The sequence below is a fragment of the Polaribacter sp. SA4-12 genome, assembly GCF_002163675.1.
Classification (GTDB): domain Bacteria; phylum Bacteroidota; class Bacteroidia; order Flavobacteriales; family Flavobacteriaceae; genus Polaribacter.
Genome location: NZ_CP019334.1, coordinates 496,822 through 513,842 on the forward strand (window position 1 = coordinate 496,822; position 17,021 = coordinate 513,842).

The following is a 17,021-nucleotide window of genomic DNA, read 5'->3' on the forward strand; positions in this document are numbered from 1 at the left end:
GTCTTTAATGACAAATGACGGACTATAATCTTTTCCTTTATCCTTACTTTTCTTGTTAAATATTAAATCTAATTTAAGCTTTTTAAAAACAGATCCTTATTTTTACAAACATAGGATGACATTAATTTTTATTAGTTCTCAACTAAATCAGACTGATTTCTAAAAACTAATTTATCATCAAAAGCATCTAATAAAACAATGCTATCCGTTGTAACTTTTGCTGATAAAATTTCTTTAGAAAGTTGATTTAAAACCTCTTTCTGAATTACTCTTTTTACAGGTCTCGCTCCAAATTCTGGCTGATATCCTTTTATTGCTAAATAAGAAATAGCTTCATCTGTAGCATCTAAAGTTATATTTTGTGCTGCAGCCATTTTTTTAACATTATTCAATTGTATTTTTACAATTTCTTGAATGTTTTCTTTAGATAATGGTGCAAACATAATAATATCATCAATTCTGTTTAAAAACTCAGGTCTTACAGATTGTTTTAATAACCCTAAAACTTCTACTTTAGCAAGCTCCATTGTTGTTTCAACATCACCTTTTAAATTCTCGAATTTCTCTTGAATTATATGACTTCCCATATTAGATGTCATCACAATAATTGTGTTTTTAAAATCTGCAACACGACCTTTATTATCCGTTAATCTTCCTTCATCTAAAACCTGTAACAAAATATTAAAAGTATCTGGATGCGCTTTTTCAATTTCATCTAAAAGCACTACAGAATAAGGTCTTCTTCTAACAGCTTCTGTTAATTGTCCGCCTTCATCATAACCAACATAACCAGGAGGCGCTCCAACCAATCTACTTACAGAATGTTTTTCTTGATATTCACTCATATCAATACGTGTCATTGCGTTTTCATCATCAAAAAGATATTCTGCTAATGCTTTTGCCAACTCTGTTTTACCAACACCTGTTGTTCCTAAAAACAAGAAACTACCAATTGGTTTATTTGGGTTTTGCAAACCAGCTCTAGAACGTCTAACTGCATCTGAAACAGCAATAATTGCTTCTTCTTGACCAACAACTCTTTTATGTAATTGCGCTTCTAATTTTAACAATTTTTCACGTTCAGACTGAATCATTTTTGTAACAGGAACTCCTGTCCATTTTGCAACAACTTCAGCAATATCATCATACGTTACTTCTTCTTTAATTAAAGAAGTTTCAGATTGATTTTCTTTCAAATCATTTTGCAATTCGTTTAAATCTTCTTCTGCTTTTTTAATTTTACCATATCTAATTTCAGCAACTTTACCATAATCTCCATCACGTTCTGCTTTTTCAGCTTCCATTTTAAAATCTTCAATGGCTGCTTTTGCATTCTGAATATTATCTACAACTTCTTTTTCAGATTTCCACTTAGCATTCATTTCATTACGCTCTTCTTTTAGATTTGCTAAATCAGAACGTAAAGATTTTAACTTCGTTTCGTCTTTTTCTCGTTTAATTGCTTCAATTTCAATTTCTAATTGCATCACTTTTCTGTCTAAAACATCAAGCTCTTCTGGTTTAGAATTAATTTCCATACGCAGTTTTGCCATTGCTTCATCCATTAAATCAATTGCTTTATCTGGTAAAAAACGATTGGTAATATAACGCTGAGATAATTCTACAGCACCAATTATTGCTTCATCTTTAATTCGAACTTTATGATGTGTTTCATACTTATCTTTAATTCCTCTTAAAATAGAAATTGCACTTTCAGTATCAGGTTCATTTACTTGTACTTTTTGAAAACGTCTTTCTAAAGCTTTGTCTTTTTCAAAGTATTTTTGATATTCATCCAACGTAGTTGCACCAATTGCACGCAATTCTCCACGAGCCAAAGCAGGTTTTAAAATATTTGCTGCATCCATTGCACCTTGTCCACCTCCAGCACCAACTAAAGTGTGAATTTCATCAATAAAAAGTACAATGTCTCCATCAGAACCTGTTACTTCTTTAATAACCGCTTTTAAACGTTCTTCAAATTCCCCTTTATATTTTGCTCCAGCAATTAACGCTCCCATATCTAAAGAGAAAATCAATTTGTTTTTTAGGTTTTCTGGTACATCCCCATCTACAATTCTGTGCGCTAAACCTTCTGCAATAGCTGTTTTACCAGTTCCTGGCTCCCCAACTAAAAGTGGATTATTTTTTGTTCTACGTGATAAAATTTGTAATAATCTACGAATTTCTTCATCTCTACCAATTACAGGATCTAGCTTACCATCTTCTGCTAATTGGTTTAAATTCTTCGCATATTTATTTAAAGAGTTATATGTTTCTTCTTGACTTTGAGAAGTTACTCTTTCTCCTTTTCTTAATTCTTCAATAGCTGCTTTTAAATGCTTTTCTGTAACTCCTTGGTCTTTTAAAACCTGACTAATATTACTTTTCGATTTAAAAATTGCTAAAATTAAATGTTCTATTGAAACATAATCATCCTTCATTTTTTTAGCAATAACAGCTGCTTCTGTTAAAGTTTTACTTGCTTCTCGAGAAAGCATTAATTCTGCACCAGAAACTTTAGGCAAACTTTCTAATTGTTTGTCTAAAATTTGTTCTACAATATTTAAATTGATGTTCAGTTTTTTCAATAAAAAAGGCAACACATTTTCATCAACTTGAGTTAATGCTTTAAATATATGCTCATTTTCTATTTGATTATGACCAAAACCTTGCGCAATTTGTTGCGCCATTTGTATGGTCTCTTGCGATTTTGTTGTATAATTATTAAAGTTCATTTTCTATCTTTTTTTTTATAATTATATCGCAATTTTAATACCATCTGCGAATTTGACTTAAAAGAAGCCAAATTGTCTGTTAAAGCCCTGTTTTTAATGACTTTTTGACTCGTGAAAGTTTCCTATATTTACATCGACAAAGAATAAAAAAACAAAATGGGTATATTAAGTAGCATGTTTGGAGGAAAAGGTGAAAAGGAGAAGGTTTCAAAACCAGAAAAAAAATCATATTTAAATTGGCTTCCTTTAACTACAATAGAACAATTAGAAGAAATTAAAGAAATTTCTAAAACTGAACCCGTATTTATCTTTAAACATTCTACTCGCTGTGGTATTAGTAGTATGGTTATAAAAAGATTTGAAGCACTTTTTAAAGAAGAGCATCAAAATTTAAAAGTCTATTATTTAGACTTATTAAATTATAGAGATATTTCTGATGAAGTAGGATATACTTTTCAAGTAATGCATCAATCTCCTCAATTATTAATAGTGAAAAATGGTGTTTCAGTACATAATGCATCTCATTATGACATAACAATTACAGATTTATCAATATTTATATAGCTTAAATTTGTGATAAACCTATTTTAAGTCTTATTTTTGCTATTCAAATTTTATATTATTTTGGCAGAAATAAAAACTTCAGTAAACACATCAGGTAAAGAGTTATACGGATATCAAAAAGATGCACTTCAAGAAATCTTCAGAAGATTTGAAGATGCTCCTAAAGATTTCCATTTATTATACCAATTACCAACAGGTGGTGGTAAGACTGTGATTTTTTCTGAAATTGTAAGGCGTTATTTAGAGAAATATCAAAAAAAGGTTTTAGTATTAACACACAGAATAGAGCTTAGTAAACAAACTTCTAGAATGTTGAGTGAGTTTGGTGTTTCTAATAAAATTATTAATTCTACAGCTGTATTAGATGATCAAGATGACTTTAGTTGTTTTGTTGCGATGGTTGAAACCTTAAAAAATAGGTTAAATGACGGAAAATTAGATATTTCTGACATTGGTTTAGTAATTGTTGATGAGGCACACTACAATTCATTTACAAAAATATTCAAGTTTTTTGATGAAGCTTTTATACTTGGTGTAACAGCAACTCCTTTAAGTTCTAACATTAAATTACCAATGTATGAGAATTATCAAGAATTATTTGTTGGTGAAACTATTCAGCATTTAATTGATAATGAGTACTTAGCGAGCGCAAATTTATATTCTTATAATGTTGGGTTAACATCATTAGAAGTAGGAGCAAATGGAGATTATACTGTAAAATCTTCTGAAGATTTATACACAAATTCAGACATGCTTTCTAAATTAGTTTCTGCATATGAAGAAACTGCAAAAGGAAAGAAAACCTTAATCTTTAATAACGGTATTAACACCTCTATACAAGTGTTTCATGCGTTTAAAAAGGCAGGGTATCCTATTGCGCATTTAGATAATACAAATACAAGAAGTGAGCGAGAGCTTATTTTAAAATGGTTTCATAAAACACCAAATGCAATTATTACCTCTGTAAGTATTTTAACAACAGGTTTTGATGAGCCAACTATTGAAGCTATTATATTAAATAGAGCAACAAAATCTTTAACTTTATACTACCAAATGATTGGTCGTGGTTCTAGGGTTTTAAACAATAAGAGTACGTTTGATGTAATTGATTTAGGGAACAACTTCCATAGATTTGGCCCCTGGGGAGCAGATTTAGACTGGGAGAAAATGTTTAGAGCACCAGACTATTATTTAAATGCAATTCTTTCTGATGAAGATATAGAAAGTACTTTTAGATATGAACTAACGGCTGATGTTAAAAAGGAATTTGCTAAATCTACAGATACTTATTTCGATATGAAAAGTGTTTATATAGACACTATTAGACAAGGAGAATCTTCTAAAAGAGTTTTAGAAAAATCTATTATTCACCATGCAAAAATGTGTATTGAAAATAGTGAAGATGTCTTTGATGCCTTAATTCTTGTAAAATTACTAGGTGAAGAGATTGATGATAGAATAAACCGATATGCAAAATGCATTTCTAAAAGTACACACAACTTTGTTACTTGGTTAAAAGACGATTATAGAAAAAAATTAAATGCATACTTAAGAACTAATTTTGATGAAGATTTTGAAGAAATTCACGGTCATCCACCAATTGAAGAATAGTATTTAAAAATAAAATATTAAAAAAGAGCTTGAATTTAAATTCAAGCTCTTTTTTAATATTTTAGCTAACGGTTTTGTATAAGATTAGTGTTTTTACTTTATCAATCTAAAATACTCAAAATAAGTAAAAGCGATCTTGTAAATAAACCAAAAATTTTGGCTTTAAAAAAACACATTAATTTATGCAGTGCTAGCTGTTGTACTAATTTAGTTTATTAAATTGCCTAGTTTTTTTTGTCCAATTATTAAATTTATCTTCACAGTATTCTATCATTATTTCCCAAGTTGGTTCTTCAATTAAGATATTGTCAAATGCATTATCGAATGTAATGCACAATCCATTAACAAATATTTTTCTTTCATGAATAATAGTTTTTTTCTTTGTAGTAAACAGTTGAAATCGATTTCCTAGTTCATTTATCAAATCTTGCTTATAACCTTTGTATTCGTGAATATTCGATGGAAAACTTCTAGATACAAGAGAATAATACAAAATTTTATTATTGGCTAACGGTTTTAAGAATCTATGTGAATAATCACGATTAAAACAATATACGACATCAATCTGTTTGGGTATTTTATATATGTTTTTAAACAGTTTATCAATATCTTGATTACAACTAAAATTGCTAAAATTGAAACTAATTAAATTTGTACAAATTAGTTCTTTTAAGATATAGTCGTAATTATTCTCCGCAATATTTGTAAAATCTAAAATGTTTTTAAAATCAGATATATTAAATTCAGAATCAGATTTTGTTTTTATTGGTATAATGTATGAATCTCTTGATAACTTATAATAAGATAATGAATCTGATTTATAATTTGAGATGCTTAAACTGTTTTCTGTTATATATCTATTTTGATCATAAATTTCTCTTGTGAATGCTCTGAAATATTCAATATAATCTGAACTAATATTTTTTTCAATGTAATTCAAAATGACTTTATTTAAAATGAAAGAATTTCTTTTATTAAATAATATATTTTGAAAGTCTCTATTTCTAGAATTGTTATTACTAGAAAATGAAGTGACATAAAAGTCTAATTCTGGTAGGATATTCATTAAAACAACTCTTTTACTAGATTATACGAAGTGTCAAAAAAGCCATTAGGGAAAGGTTTTGATAATTTACCAGAGGACAATATTTTATGCTCAGTAATATCAAATTTATCTTCTTTTCTTTTAAAGTAATAAATAGATACATCATCTGGTTTAAGTCCATTTACGTTATTTTTCACAAGAACTTGTAGCTTTCTTAGTATGTGTTCAGAATGAGTTTCAATGAAATATGAATTCTTTTTTCCAATACCTAGAAGTGTTTCTATAAATTTTGCTTGTAATGAGGGGTGTAAATGTACTTCAGGCTGTTCAATTAATATGGTTTGACCATCTCTTGTATAGTTTTCGGAAAGCAATGCTTGAAAAAGTATTGGAATTTGAAGAGATACTCCGTATCCCACATCTGTAATATTAGACCAATATCCTTTTGTTTTTACAGCTAGTGTTAAAACTGGAATGTTTTTCTCTTTAATAACTTTTATTTCTTCCGCAATACCAAATTCATTTATTGTTTTGTTTATTAAATCTATTCTTTCCTTTTGTTCTTTATTAGTAAGGTTTTTATCTCCTAGAATATTGATAAATTTTTCAATGTCAATTAATTTGTAAGATGACTTTTTATCTTCTTGAAAATAAAATCTTTTGGGGTTGTTTCCAATAGGGTTTACAAAACGAATTTTGTCAATTTCTTGATTAATAAAATTTTGCATTAATAATAGATATGTTATTGAGTAATATACTTTTTCAAAGTTTTCCTCATCGACATTTTCTTTGACTTGTTCTTTAAGATCACTTACATATGTAAAAAACCCTTCTTTGTATGCGCTTACATTGTTTAATTCTCCTTGGTAAAAATTAAAATTTAATTTTATTGTGCAAGTAAACTCTCGATGAGAATCTTCATGTTTCTCATCAGTTTGAATAATTTCAAGGTCACCCAGTGCTTCATTACTTATTATTGTCTTAATTGACGAATGATCGTTTAATTTATTACTTAAAGTAAATTCAATTTTCGTTTCATTGTCAATATAAGGTGTAATGGTATTGATAATAACCTCAGATTTTTCTTTCGGTATTTCTTGATCATTCCATATTTTTAAAAAGAAGTCAGGGTATGTAGTGTTATTTGAAAATTTAAATGATAAAAGGTTGTCACTAACTTTGTTATATATCACTTCATCGTAATTCCCCAAATCGGTATAATCACCAATTAATTTAAAGTTTGATTCTTGCGGATTATCCACCGTTTGTTTTAAAGCTAATAAAAATTTTAACAATGAACTCTTTCCTCCACTATTTTCACCAATTAAAATGTTTATTTTAGAAAAGTTAAAAGACTGATCTTTAAAGCTTCTGAAATTGTTTAAATTTAAGTTGAACATGTTTTTTTTATTTTTTTGTTTATCGCTGTTAACTTAAGAAGATTATGACATCCTTTTAATAAATTATAATCGGCTTTAGCTAAATTCGTTTTTTAAAATTTAAAAGTCAAGAGTAAAAACACCTGTTTTTAGATGAGTTTTTTCAATCTTTTAAAATTATTGATAATAAAATCTGCATTTTTTAAAGTCTGATCTTCTGCCATTGGATTTTTGAATCCAACAACAAAAATACCAGCATCATTTGCTGCTTTTACACCATTATCAGAATCCTCAATAACAATACAATTCTCTTTAGGTGTATTTCCTAAAATAGCTGCTTTTTCAAAAATTTCTGGATGTGGTTTTGATTCCGTTAAATCTGCTCCACTAATTTTAGCTGTAAAGTATTGATTTAAATTAAATCTATTAAAAACTCTATCAATATTAACCATTGCAGAAGAAGAAGCTAAAACTAAAGTTAAACCTTTATCATAACAATGTTTTACCAACTCTTCAACACCTTTTACTAAATGTAATTTTGGGTCGTTTTCAAAGAAATTTACATATCTCTTTCTTTTATTCAAAACCAACTCTTCAGGATTTAAATCTAACTTAAAATGTGCTACTAATTTCTGAAAAGCATTAATTGTAGAAGCTCCTGTTAAGGTTTTGTACAAATCATCAGAAACATTAACTCCAATAGAAGTAAAGGTTTCATAATAGGCTTTTTTATGGATTTCTTCAGAATCTATAATTACACCATCCATGTCAAAAATGACACATTTTATTTCTGTTGGTAAGTTTGTTTTCATTAATTATTTTTAAATATTATTGTTTCTTTAATTTGTAAATCTTTAAAGTATTAATCTAAAAACTTGGCTTTTAATTCTGGTGTTGGTATCATGCAACTTTCTTTTTTACCAAACCATTTATATCGGTTTTTAGCAATATAATCATAGATTGAATTTCTAAAACCTTCTGGTAACAATAGAAAGAGACTACTGAGATTCCATATTCCTGTAAAACCTTGCATAACTTTTAAAGCAGCAGTAGATTTTATCTCATAAGAAACACCAGGTTCATATAAAATTATTGAATCAATTTTAGAAATATCAATTCCTAAATACTTGATAATTTCTTTGCCTTTTTCAGATTGTAATGCTGTAAATAAGAAAACGTTATTTCTATCGTATTTAATGACTTTTAGTACAGAATCATTGCACAAATTACAAACGCCATCAAATAAAATAATCTTTTTGTTTTTCGGTAAATCAACCATTTTACGACCATCAGAATTTAGGATTACAAAGATACTTTATCTTTTTTTTATATTTCTTGTAACATTTATTTTAATTAGGCGTCTTATGGATGTAATTAGGGTTATTGAATCTTTGTTTTAACATAAAATTAATAAAAGCATTCGATAGCATTAGGTACTTTAGTAATAAATTAACCAACTATGATTAGAATAGAAAAACTACACAAATCTTACCCAATTGGTAAAGATTCTTTACACGTTTTAAAGGGAATCGATTTACATATAAAAGAAGGCGAATTCGTTTCTATTATGGGATCTTCTGGTTCAGGAAAATCTACTTTATTAAATATTGTTGGTTTATTAGACGAACATGATGAAGGAGATTACTTTTTAAATGGACAGTTAATTAAAAACTTAAATGAGAAAAAAGCAGCCATTCTAAGAAATAAATTTTTAGGGTTCGTTTTTCAATCATTCAACCTAATTTCATACAAATCTGCTTTAGAAAATGTTGCATTGCCTTTATACTATAAAGGAATAGCAAGAAAAGAACGTTTAAAAATTGCTTTAGAATATTTAGATAAAGTAGGTTTAAAAGATTGGGCAAACCATTTACCAAACGAACTTTCAGGTGGACAAAAACAACGTGTTGCAATTGCAAGAGCATTGGTAACAAAACCAAAAGTAGTTTTAGCCGATGAACCAACAGGAGCATTAGATTCGACAACTACAGATTCTGTAATGGACTTATTAAAAGACATTAATGATGAAGGAATGACGGTTTTTGTAATTACGCATGAAGAAGAAGTTGCAGAACAAACTAAAAGAATTGTACGTTTAAAAGACGGTGTTATTATAAGTGATGAATTTACAAATGCAGCTAAAGCAGTTTAATTATGTTTGATTTAGATCGTTGGAGAGAAATATTTCAAAGTATCAATAAAAACAGGTTACGTTCTGTAATGTCTGGTTTTACGGTTGCTTTTGCAATATTATTATTCACGTTACTTTTTGGTATTGTTAGCGGATTAAGTAATTCTTTTAAGAGTGCTTTTAATGATGATGCTCAAAATTCAATGATGGTTCGTGTTTGGAAAACATCAAAACCATATAAAGGTCTACAAACAGGAAGAAGAGTTCAACTTAAAAATAAAGATTACAATTTTGTAAAAGAAGAGTACGAGAATAAGATTCAATATCAATCTGCTAGAATTTACAAAAACGTAGCTATAAAATATAAAAATAACGCAGACAGTTATCGTTTAAGGGCTGTGCATCCAGATCATCAATTTTTAGAAAAAACAATTATTGATGAAGGACGTTATTTAAATGATAGAGATATTAAAGAAAAATCGAAAGTAATTGTTATTGGTCGCTTAATAAAAGAAGATTTATTTGGTAATAAACCCGCTTTAAACAAACGTGTTAATGTTAATGGAAGTTCTTTTTTAGTAATTGGTATTTTCTCTGATGAAGGAGGAGACAATGAAGAAAGACAAGCATACATGCCAGTTTCTACAGCACAAATGATGTATGGTAATAACGATTATATTAGTCAGATAAATCTAGGTTACAATCCTGATTTAAGTTTAGATGCAGCAATTGCATTTGGAAATAAAATGGAGCGTGATTTACGTAAAAGAATGAACGTTCATCCAGATGATCAAAGTGCACTTTCTGTTAGAAATATGGCAGAAGCAAACAAAGGTGTTGGTCAGTTTATGTTTGTACTTTATTTAATCGTAATTTTTGTTGGATCAGGAACTTTAATTGCTGGTATTATTGGTATTAGTAACATTATGATTTTCGTTATTAAAGAAAGAACAAAAGAATTCGGAATTAGAAAAGCTTTAGGAGCAAAACCAGGATCAATTGTTGGTATGGTTGTACAAGAATCCGTTTTAATTACAACAATAGCGGGGTATTTAGGATTATCACTAGGAACTTATATTTTAACTTTAATAGGAGATAGTTTAGAAGAAGATTATTTTATTAAAGACCCAAGTGTAAGCCCAGGCATTGTAATTGGAGCAACTATTGTTTTAATTCTTTCAGGATTAATTGCAGGGTATTTACCAGCAAAAAGAGCAGCGAATATTAAACCAATTGTAGCACTAAGAGCAGACTAATTATGAAGTTTTTATTCGATTCAGATACATGGCAAGAAATTTACGGTAGTATCCGTAAAAACAAAGTAAGAACCGCAATTACTATAATTGGTGTTCTATGGGGAATTTTCTTATTAGTAGTTTTATTAGGAGCTGCAAGAGGAATGGAAAATGGGTTTAATAAACTCTTCGGGAACTTTGCAACAAATAGTGTTTTTGTTTGGACACAATCTACAGACACACCATTTAAAGGTTTTCAAAAGGGAAGAAGATTTAGTTTAAATACAAATGATATTGATGCTTTAACCGCAGAGTATTCTAAAGAAATTAAATTATTAGCACCTCGTAATCAAACAAACAACTTAATAACTCATAATTTTAAATCTGGTAGTTTTAATGTAAGTGGAGATTACCCTGTGTTAGATCAAATTCAGAAAAAGAAACTAATCTACGGACGTTTTTTAAACGAAAACGACATTTTATCCACAGCAAAAGTTGCAGTCATATCAGAAGATATGTACAAACAATTATTTGATAAAAATGCAATGCCAATTGGCGAGTACATTAAAATAAATGCTATAAACTATAAAGTTATTGGTGTTTATGAACCATCTAACACTATTAATTTTGATGGAGATGCAGCGTATATTCCTTTTACAACTTTTAAGAAAGTATATAATACAGCCAATAAAATAGATTGGATGATGATTACTGCTCATGAAGGAACCGATATAGAGCAAATGGAGAGAGATATTTTATTAACTCTTAAAAGTTTACATAAAGTTCATCCAGATGATAAAAGAGCTTTTGGTAGTGCCAACTTAGGGAAAGAAATTGGGAAAATTACAGGTTTCTTAACAGGAATGCAATTTCTTACTTGGTTTGTAGGTATTGCAACTTTAATAGCAGGAATATTTGCTATTGGTAATATTCTTTTAATTACTGTAAAAGAAAGAACAAAAGAAATAGGAATTAGAAGAGCATTAGGAGCAACTCCAAAAAGCATAAGACAACAAATAATATTAGAATCTGTGTTTTTAACAACAGTTGCTGGTATGTTAGGAATTATCTTTGGAGCATTAGTTTTGTTCGGTATTGATTCAGCATTCGGACAAGGACCAGATGCAGCATTAATAAACCCAACAGTAAATATTCCTATTATTTTAATAGCATTTATAACATTAATTATTTTAGGAACATTAATAGGATTAATTCCTGCCCACATGGCAACAACAGTGAAACCAATAGAAGCATTAAGAGAAGAATAAAACAATCAACAAATCATGAGCAAAAGAGCAAAAATCATTTTAGGAATTATAGCAGTATTATTTATTGTTGCTTTAGTTTGGTTCGGTAAAAAGAACAAAAAGAGTATCGTAGAATACGAAACTGAAACACCTTTTAAAACAACTATTGTTAAGAAAACGGTTGCTACAGGTAAAGTAACACCTTTAGAAGAAATTGACATTAAGCCTCAGATTACTGGTATCATAGATAAAATTATGTTACTAGAAGGTGCTAAAGTTAAAAAGGGAGATTTAATTGCAACTGTAAGAGTTGTACCTAACGAGCAATCTTTAATTAGTGCAAAAGGTACAGTAGATAACGTAAAACTTCGTTTAAGTAATGCAAAGGTTTCTTATCTAAGAAATAAAAATCTATTTGAAAAAGGAGTGATTTCTAGAGCTGAATATGAAGCTGTAGAATTATCTTATGATCAAGCAACTCAAGATTTAAAAAACGCTCAAAATAATTACCAAATCATTAAAAAAGGATCTTCTGGTTCTGGAGCTTCTGCGAATACAAACATTTTAGCACAAATGTCTGGTACAATTTTAGAGATTCCTGTTAAAGAAGGAGATCAAGTAATTCAGTCTAATAACTTTAATGCAGGAACAACTATTGCTTCTATTGCAGATATGAATAAAATGATTTTTGAAGGAAAAGTTGATGAATCTGAAGTTGGTAAATTAGTAAGTGGTAGTGATATTGAAGTTTCAATTGGAGCTATTGAAGGAACAAAATTTCCTGCAAAATTAAACTTTATTGCACCAAAAGGAACTGAAGAAAACGGAGCTGTACAATTTAAAATAAAAGCAGATGTTTCTTTAGACGATAAATTCTTTATTAGAGCCGGTTATAGTGCAAATGCTGATATTGTTTTAGAAAAAAAGGACAGTGTTTTATCTATAAAAGAAGCGTTATTAAAGTTTGATAAAAAAACGGAAGAGCCTTATGTAGAAGTAAAAATGGCTGATGGAACTTTTGAAAAGAAAACACTTAAATTAGGAACTTCTGATGGAATAAATGTTGAAATTTTAGAGGGTGTTACTGAAGAAGACGAAATTAAAGTTTGGAACAAAGCGTCTAAAGATGATAAGAAAAAAGAGGATTAAAAATATTTAATTTTAAAATTTTAGAAAAAGGAACTCAATTTGAGTTCCTTTTTTTATTTTTATCAAATTCAAAATACTTAAAAGGTGGTTTTATAAATCATCTTTTTTGATGAAATATGATTAAATAAGGACAACTATGAGATTTAAAAAAGAATACGATTTAATATGTGTTGGTGGAGGAATTATGAGTGCAACTTTAGCATTGATCACAAAATTACTAAAGCCAGAAATGAATATTTTAATTGTAGAACGTTTAAATAAAGTTGCTCAAGAAAGTTCTGCTGCTTGGAATAATGCAGGAACCGGTCATTCTGCTTTGTGTGAATTAAATTATTGTCCAGAAAAAAATGGTGACGTTTCTATTAAAAAGGCAATTCATATTTGTACACAATATGAAACCTCGAAACAATTTTGGTCTTATTTAACGAATGAAGGTTTGTTAGAAAATCCTGAAGATTTTATTGCTTCTGTAAATCATTATAGTTGGGTTTTAGGAAAAGAAAATGCCGATTATTTAGAAAATAGATTCAATGAAATGAAAGATCATTTTATGTTCGATTCTATTGAATTTACTAGAGAAATCGACAAAATGAAAGAATGGTTTCCTTTAATTGCTAAAGATAGAACAGAAGACGAAATTATGGCGGCTTCTAGAATTGATAGAGGAACAGAAATGAATTATGGTTCGTTAACAGAAAAGTTATTTCATATTTTAAAAACCGAATTTAACACGCCAGTTCATTGTAATATGGAAGTATTAGATATTGATCCTGATACAGATTTAGATTGGACTGTTGAAATAAAAAATCTAAAAACAAAAAAAGTGCATCAATTAGAAGCAGAACATGTTTTTATTGGAGCAGGAGGAGGAAGTTTACTATTATTACAGAAAGTAGAAATTGACGAAAAAGAAGGTTATGGAGGTTTCCCTGTAAGTGGAGAATGGTTGGTTTGTACCAATGAAGAAATTATAAAACAACACAATGCTAAAGTATATTCTAAAGCTGGTTTGGGAGATCCACCAATGTCTACACCACATTTAGACACGCGTTATATTGATGGAAAACGTCAATTAATGTTTGGTCCTTTTGCAGGTTTTAGTCCGAAGTTTTTAAAAGAAGGTTCTCATTTAGATTTGTTTAAATCGATTCAGTTTGATAATATTCCTTCTATGTTGGGCGCATTTTGGCACAATTTACCTTTAACTCAGTATTTAGTTGAACAAGTAATGATGAGTAAAGAAGACAGAATGGATTCTTTACGTAAGTTTATGAAAAACGCAAATTCTGATGATTGGGAAGTTGTAAAAGCAGGACAACGTGTTCAAATTATTAAAAAGGATGAGTTTGAAGGCGGAAAATTACAATTTGGAACAGAAGTAATATCGAGTAAAGATGGAAGTATAACTTGCTTATTAGGTGCTTCTCCAGGAGCTTCTACTGCAACTTCAATCATGTTACAAGTAGTAGAAAAAGCATTTCCAGAATTGATAAATTCTAAAAAAGGAAAACAACTTTTAAAAGAAATTGTTCCTTTTTATAAGACCGAGGTTACAAAAGAATTGTTTGATGTTGAATTGGAGAAGAGTAGGGTTTCTTTGGGATTGTAGGTGTTTTTTTATCTCGATTTATTATTTTATAGTTGACTAACTTGTTAATAATTAGTTGATAGATTAGCTATTCTTTAATTATTCTCAATCTAATTAAAGATTATATTTGTTATTCATATAATGAAGCATACAAAATGGTTAAAAAAGAAAATAATAAAAGTAATAATTCTAATAGTGCAAATGAATCTAAAGGATCTAATGTAGGATTAGGTTCTAATGTAAAAAGATCTGGAGCTGAAAACACAAAAGGTTCAGGAGCAGGAAATAGACCAACTAGAAAAGAGAAAAATTAAATACTGTTAATAAAATAATTCCTATAATCATTAATAGTAAGGATGAGATATTAAAAAGCTCTGTCCAAAAATTTAATGTCTTTACTTTTCTGTTTAATTTCTTTTGTTGTTCCTTATCAATTTCTTCGCCTTTAATTTTAGATAATTCTAAATTAATATATTTTTCTTCAAAATTATTAGACCAATATCCAGTATATTGAGAAAATAAATTTATTACTATTGCAATAATTAAAAGTAAACCCGAGTATAATAATAGTTTTGGATTTTCAATTATAATATTGTTAGTTTTAAATTCTCTTAAGGTTTCAAATAAAATATAAATTCCCCCACCACTAATTGAGATAATTAATAAGTCAAATCTTCTAATGGCATAATTTGTTCTTTCTTTAGTATTATTTAGGTATTCATTCCACGCATTATAATTTGATTCTTTCTTTTTCTTCATAGAATTAAAATTAATCATTTTAAAATTAAATATTTAATTTTAAAAAACTTTTTTATCCAAGGCAACCTTTTTAAAACATCTGTAGTCTATATATTTGTAAGGCAGTTAAAAACGAAACGAGAGGCTTGAAAATTATACCATTGCATAACAAACAAAAATCGCTTATTAAAAAAGCGATAGACAACAATAGGGAAGCGCAACAACAATTGTTTGAGCAGCATTCACCTAAAATGTTGGGAGTTTGTAGGCAATATGTTAAAGATTTACATCATGCAGAAGATTTATTATTATCAGGTTTTTTAAAGGTTTTTACCAACTTACACAAGTTTAAACACGAAGGTAGTTTTGAAGGTTGGATTCGTAGAATTATGGTAAATACTTGTATTTCTTATCTCCGTAAAAAGAATTTGGTAGATTTATCTGACGAAGATTATGTTTTTAATGATGCAGCCACAGAAAGTTTAGAAAACACTTCTGTAGAAGACATTCAAAAACTGATAGATAAATTACCAGAAGGATACAAAATGGTGTTTAATTTATTCGCCATAGAAGGTTATAAACATTCAGAAATTGCAGAGAAATTAGGCGTTTCTGAAAGTACATCAAAATCGCAATTATTTAAAGCACGTAAATTATTGCAAGAAAATTATTACAAAATGAATAAAACAATTCATGAAAACAAATAAGTTAGACAACAACATAAAACAAAAGTTACAAAACAGAACTTTTGAGCCATCAGCTTCTGCTTGGGAACGTTTATCTACACAATTAGATGAACAACCGAAGCAAAAGAAAAGAGGCTGGTTTTTTTATATAGGAGCTGCAGCAAGTATTTTGTTATTGGTTTCAATCGGAATTCAGCTTTTATCTTCTGATAAAGAAGAAATTAAAACAAATGAGATTATCGTTGATACTAAAATTGATACAAATTCTATTGATGAAAAAATAGAGCAATTTATTAATGAAATTCCTACTGAAAAAGCCATCGTAAAAATTGATGAAGTAGAAGAGAAGCAAAAAGTAAATTATAATAAAAATGTCATTGCGAACAAAGTGAAGCAATCTCATCTAAATAAAGAGATTACTTCGTCGCAAACTCCTCGTAATGACAACACTGAAATAGCAATCGTAAAAGTTGAAATTACAAATAAGAGTAAGAATGATCATCCGACGAAGGAGAAAAAACTAAAAGAGAATACCTTTAAACAAGACCCAAATAGTAAAATTAAGATTAATAGTGATGATTTGTTATTCGCGGTAACACACTCATCAAACGAAGTAAAAGCATATTATGCAAAACATAATTTAACAAGAGAAGATGTATTAAGAACCATTAAAAGTGAGCTTCAAAAAACGAATATTAAAGTAAACCCAAATTCTATTTTGGCCGAAGTAGAACGTACTATTGGTGAAGAAGATTTTGAAAATAATTTCTTAAAATCGATAAAAAGAAGAGTCTCTGGTATTGCAACTGCCCTTGCAAGTAGAAATGATTAAAAATAAATGTCATTGCGAAGAATGAAGCAATCTTATAATTAACAAGCATATTATTTCGTCCTTTCGTCCTCGCAATGA

16 protein-coding genes are annotated in these 17,021 nt (G+C 28.7%); 10 read left to right on the forward strand and 6 right to left on the reverse strand.

From position 1 onward, the window contains the following. Positions 1-131: 131 nt before the first annotated feature. Positions 132-2,738, reverse strand: a complete 2,607-nt coding sequence (gene clpB, locus BTO07_RS02275) for an ATP-dependent chaperone ClpB (RefSeq protein ID WP_087519687.1) — start codon at positions 2,736-2,738, stop codon at positions 132-134. 156 nt (positions 2,739-2,894) lie between these two features. Between clpB and ytxJ the strand changes: the two genes are divergently transcribed. Together ytxJ and BTO07_RS02285 are read left to right on the forward strand one after the other, a co-directional pair. After that, positions 2,895-3,302, forward strand: a complete 408-nt coding sequence (gene ytxJ, locus BTO07_RS02280) for a bacillithiol system redox-active protein YtxJ (protein WP_087519688.1) — start codon at positions 2,895-2,897, stop codon at positions 3,300-3,302. Positions 3,303-3,362: 60 nt separating this feature from the next. Further along, a complete protein-coding gene (locus BTO07_RS02285) occupies positions 3,363-4,913 on the forward strand; it encodes a DEAD/DEAH box helicase (protein ID WP_087519689.1) in 1,551 nt (516 codons plus the stop codon). 202 nt (positions 4,914-5,115) lie between these two features. Here the strand turns inward: BTO07_RS02285 and BTO07_RS02290 are convergent, their stop codons facing one another. The 4 genes from BTO07_RS02290 to BTO07_RS02305 form a co-directional block, all read right to left on the reverse strand. After that, on the reverse strand, positions 5,116-5,979 hold the full coding sequence (locus BTO07_RS02290; protein ID WP_087519690.1) for a hypothetical protein: 864 nt from the start codon (positions 5,977-5,979) through the stop codon (positions 5,116-5,118). Then, positions 5,979-7,358, reverse strand: a complete 1,380-nt coding sequence (locus BTO07_RS02295; RefSeq protein WP_087519691.1) for a DUF3696 domain-containing protein — start codon at positions 7,356-7,358, stop codon at positions 5,979-5,981. The genes BTO07_RS02290 and BTO07_RS02295 overlap by 1 nt, the downstream gene beginning before the upstream one ends. Before the next feature lie 128 nt (positions 7,359-7,486). Beyond that, positions 7,487-8,149: an HAD family hydrolase gene (locus BTO07_RS02300; protein WP_087519692.1), complete on the reverse strand. Its 663-nt coding sequence runs from the start codon at positions 8,147-8,149 to the stop codon at positions 7,487-7,489. Positions 8,150-8,199: 50 nt separating this feature from the next. Then, entirely contained in the window at positions 8,200-8,616 is a 417-nt protein-coding gene (locus tag BTO07_RS02305; RefSeq protein WP_087519693.1) for a thiol-disulfide oxidoreductase DCC family protein, read from the reverse strand. Positions 8,617-8,796: 180 nt separating this feature from the next. Between BTO07_RS02305 and BTO07_RS02310 the strand changes: the two genes are divergently transcribed. From BTO07_RS02310 to BTO07_RS17250, 6 genes are all read left to right on the forward strand, one after another. Beyond that, on the forward strand, positions 8,797-9,489 hold the full coding sequence (locus BTO07_RS02310; protein WP_087519694.1) for an ABC transporter ATP-binding protein: 693 nt from the start codon (positions 8,797-8,799) through the stop codon (positions 9,487-9,489). A 2-nt stretch (positions 9,490-9,491) separates the two neighbouring features. Continuing rightward, the gene (locus tag BTO07_RS02315; RefSeq protein ID WP_087519695.1) at positions 9,492-10,724 is read left to right on the forward strand and encodes an ABC transporter permease; all 1,233 of its coding nucleotides are present in this window, start codon (positions 9,492-9,494) and stop codon (positions 10,722-10,724) included. A gap of 2 nt (positions 10,725-10,726) precedes the next feature. Continuing rightward, complete coding sequence (locus tag BTO07_RS02320; RefSeq protein WP_087519696.1) at positions 10,727-11,971, forward strand: ABC transporter permease; 1,245 nt, start codon at positions 10,727-10,729, stop codon at positions 11,969-11,971. Positions 11,972-11,986: 15 nt separating this feature from the next. Then, the gene (locus BTO07_RS02325) at positions 11,987-13,099 is read left to right on the forward strand and encodes an efflux RND transporter periplasmic adaptor subunit (RefSeq protein WP_087519697.1); all 1,113 of its coding nucleotides are present in this window, start codon (positions 11,987-11,989) and stop codon (positions 13,097-13,099) included. A gap of 136 nt (positions 13,100-13,235) precedes the next feature. After that, complete coding sequence (gene mqo / locus BTO07_RS02330; RefSeq protein ID WP_087519698.1) at positions 13,236-14,708, forward strand: malate dehydrogenase (quinone); 1,473 nt, start codon at positions 13,236-13,238, stop codon at positions 14,706-14,708. A 134-nt stretch (positions 14,709-14,842) separates the two neighbouring features. Next, entirely contained in the window at positions 14,843-15,001 is a 159-nt protein-coding gene (locus BTO07_RS17250) for a hypothetical protein (RefSeq protein WP_157663265.1), read from the forward strand. Here BTO07_RS17250 and BTO07_RS02335 read toward each other — a convergent pair. Further along, entirely contained in the window at positions 14,982-15,446 is a 465-nt protein-coding gene (locus tag BTO07_RS02335; RefSeq protein ID WP_157663266.1) for a hypothetical protein, read from the reverse strand. The two genes, BTO07_RS17250 and BTO07_RS02335, sit on opposite strands and share 20 nt — an antisense overlap. Positions 15,447-15,571: 125 nt before the next feature. On the opposite strand from BTO07_RS02335, the gene BTO07_RS02340 reads away from it, so the two are divergent. Continuing rightward, positions 15,572-16,132 carry an RNA polymerase sigma factor gene (locus tag BTO07_RS02340; protein ID WP_087519700.1) on the forward strand — a complete coding sequence of 187 codons (561 nt, stop codon included), beginning with the start codon at positions 15,572-15,574 and terminating at the stop codon, positions 16,130-16,132. Next, positions 16,119-16,943 carry a hypothetical protein gene (locus tag BTO07_RS02345; protein WP_087519701.1) on the forward strand — a complete coding sequence of 275 codons (825 nt, stop codon included), beginning with the start codon at positions 16,119-16,121 and terminating at the stop codon, positions 16,941-16,943. Before BTO07_RS02340 ends, BTO07_RS02345 begins: the two co-directional genes overlap by 14 nt. Positions 16,944-17,021: the final 78 nt, after the last annotated feature.

Bases quoted from the DNA above. Each gene is read 5' to 3' on its own strand.
- BTO07_RS02300 (WP_087519692.1), bottom strand. From the start codon at position 8,149: ATGAAAACAAACTTACCAACAGAAATAAAATGTGTCATTTTTGACATG.
- ytxJ (WP_087519688.1), top strand. From the start codon at position 2,895: ATGGGTATATTAAGTAGCATGTTTGGAGGAAAAGGTGAAAAGGAGAAG.
- BTO07_RS02320 (WP_087519696.1), top strand. From the start codon at position 10,727: ATGAAGTTTTTATTCGATTCAGATACATGGCAAGAAATTTACGGTAGT.
- BTO07_RS02345 (WP_087519701.1), top strand. From the start codon at position 16,119: ATGAAAACAAATAAGTTAGACAACAACATAAAACAAAAGTTACAAAAC.
- clpB (WP_087519687.1), bottom strand. From the start codon at position 2,738: ATGAACTTTAATAATTATACAACAAAATCGCAAGAGACCATACAAATG.
- BTO07_RS02310 (WP_087519694.1), top strand. From the start codon at position 8,797: ATGATTAGAATAGAAAAACTACACAAATCTTACCCAATTGGTAAAGAT.
- BTO07_RS02315 (WP_087519695.1), top strand. From the start codon at position 9,492: ATGTTTGATTTAGATCGTTGGAGAGAAATATTTCAAAGTATCAATAAA.
- BTO07_RS02305 (WP_087519693.1), bottom strand. From the start codon at position 8,616: ATGGTTGATTTACCGAAAAACAAAAAGATTATTTTATTTGATGGCGTT.
- BTO07_RS02290 (WP_087519690.1), bottom strand. From the start codon at position 5,979: ATGAATATCCTACCAGAATTAGACTTTTATGTCACTTCATTTTCTAGT.
- BTO07_RS02335 (WP_157663266.1), bottom strand. From the start codon at position 15,446: ATGAAGAAAAAGAAAGAATCAAATTATAATGCGTGGAATGAATACCTA.
- BTO07_RS02295 (WP_087519691.1), bottom strand. From the start codon at position 7,358: ATGTTCAACTTAAATTTAAACAATTTCAGAAGCTTTAAAGATCAGTCT.
- BTO07_RS17250 (WP_157663265.1), top strand. From the start codon at position 14,843: ATGGTTAAAAAAGAAAATAATAAAAGTAATAATTCTAATAGTGCAAAT.
- mqo (WP_087519698.1), top strand. From the start codon at position 13,236: ATGAGATTTAAAAAAGAATACGATTTAATATGTGTTGGTGGAGGAATT.
- BTO07_RS02325 (WP_087519697.1), top strand. From the start codon at position 11,987: ATGAGCAAAAGAGCAAAAATCATTTTAGGAATTATAGCAGTATTATTT.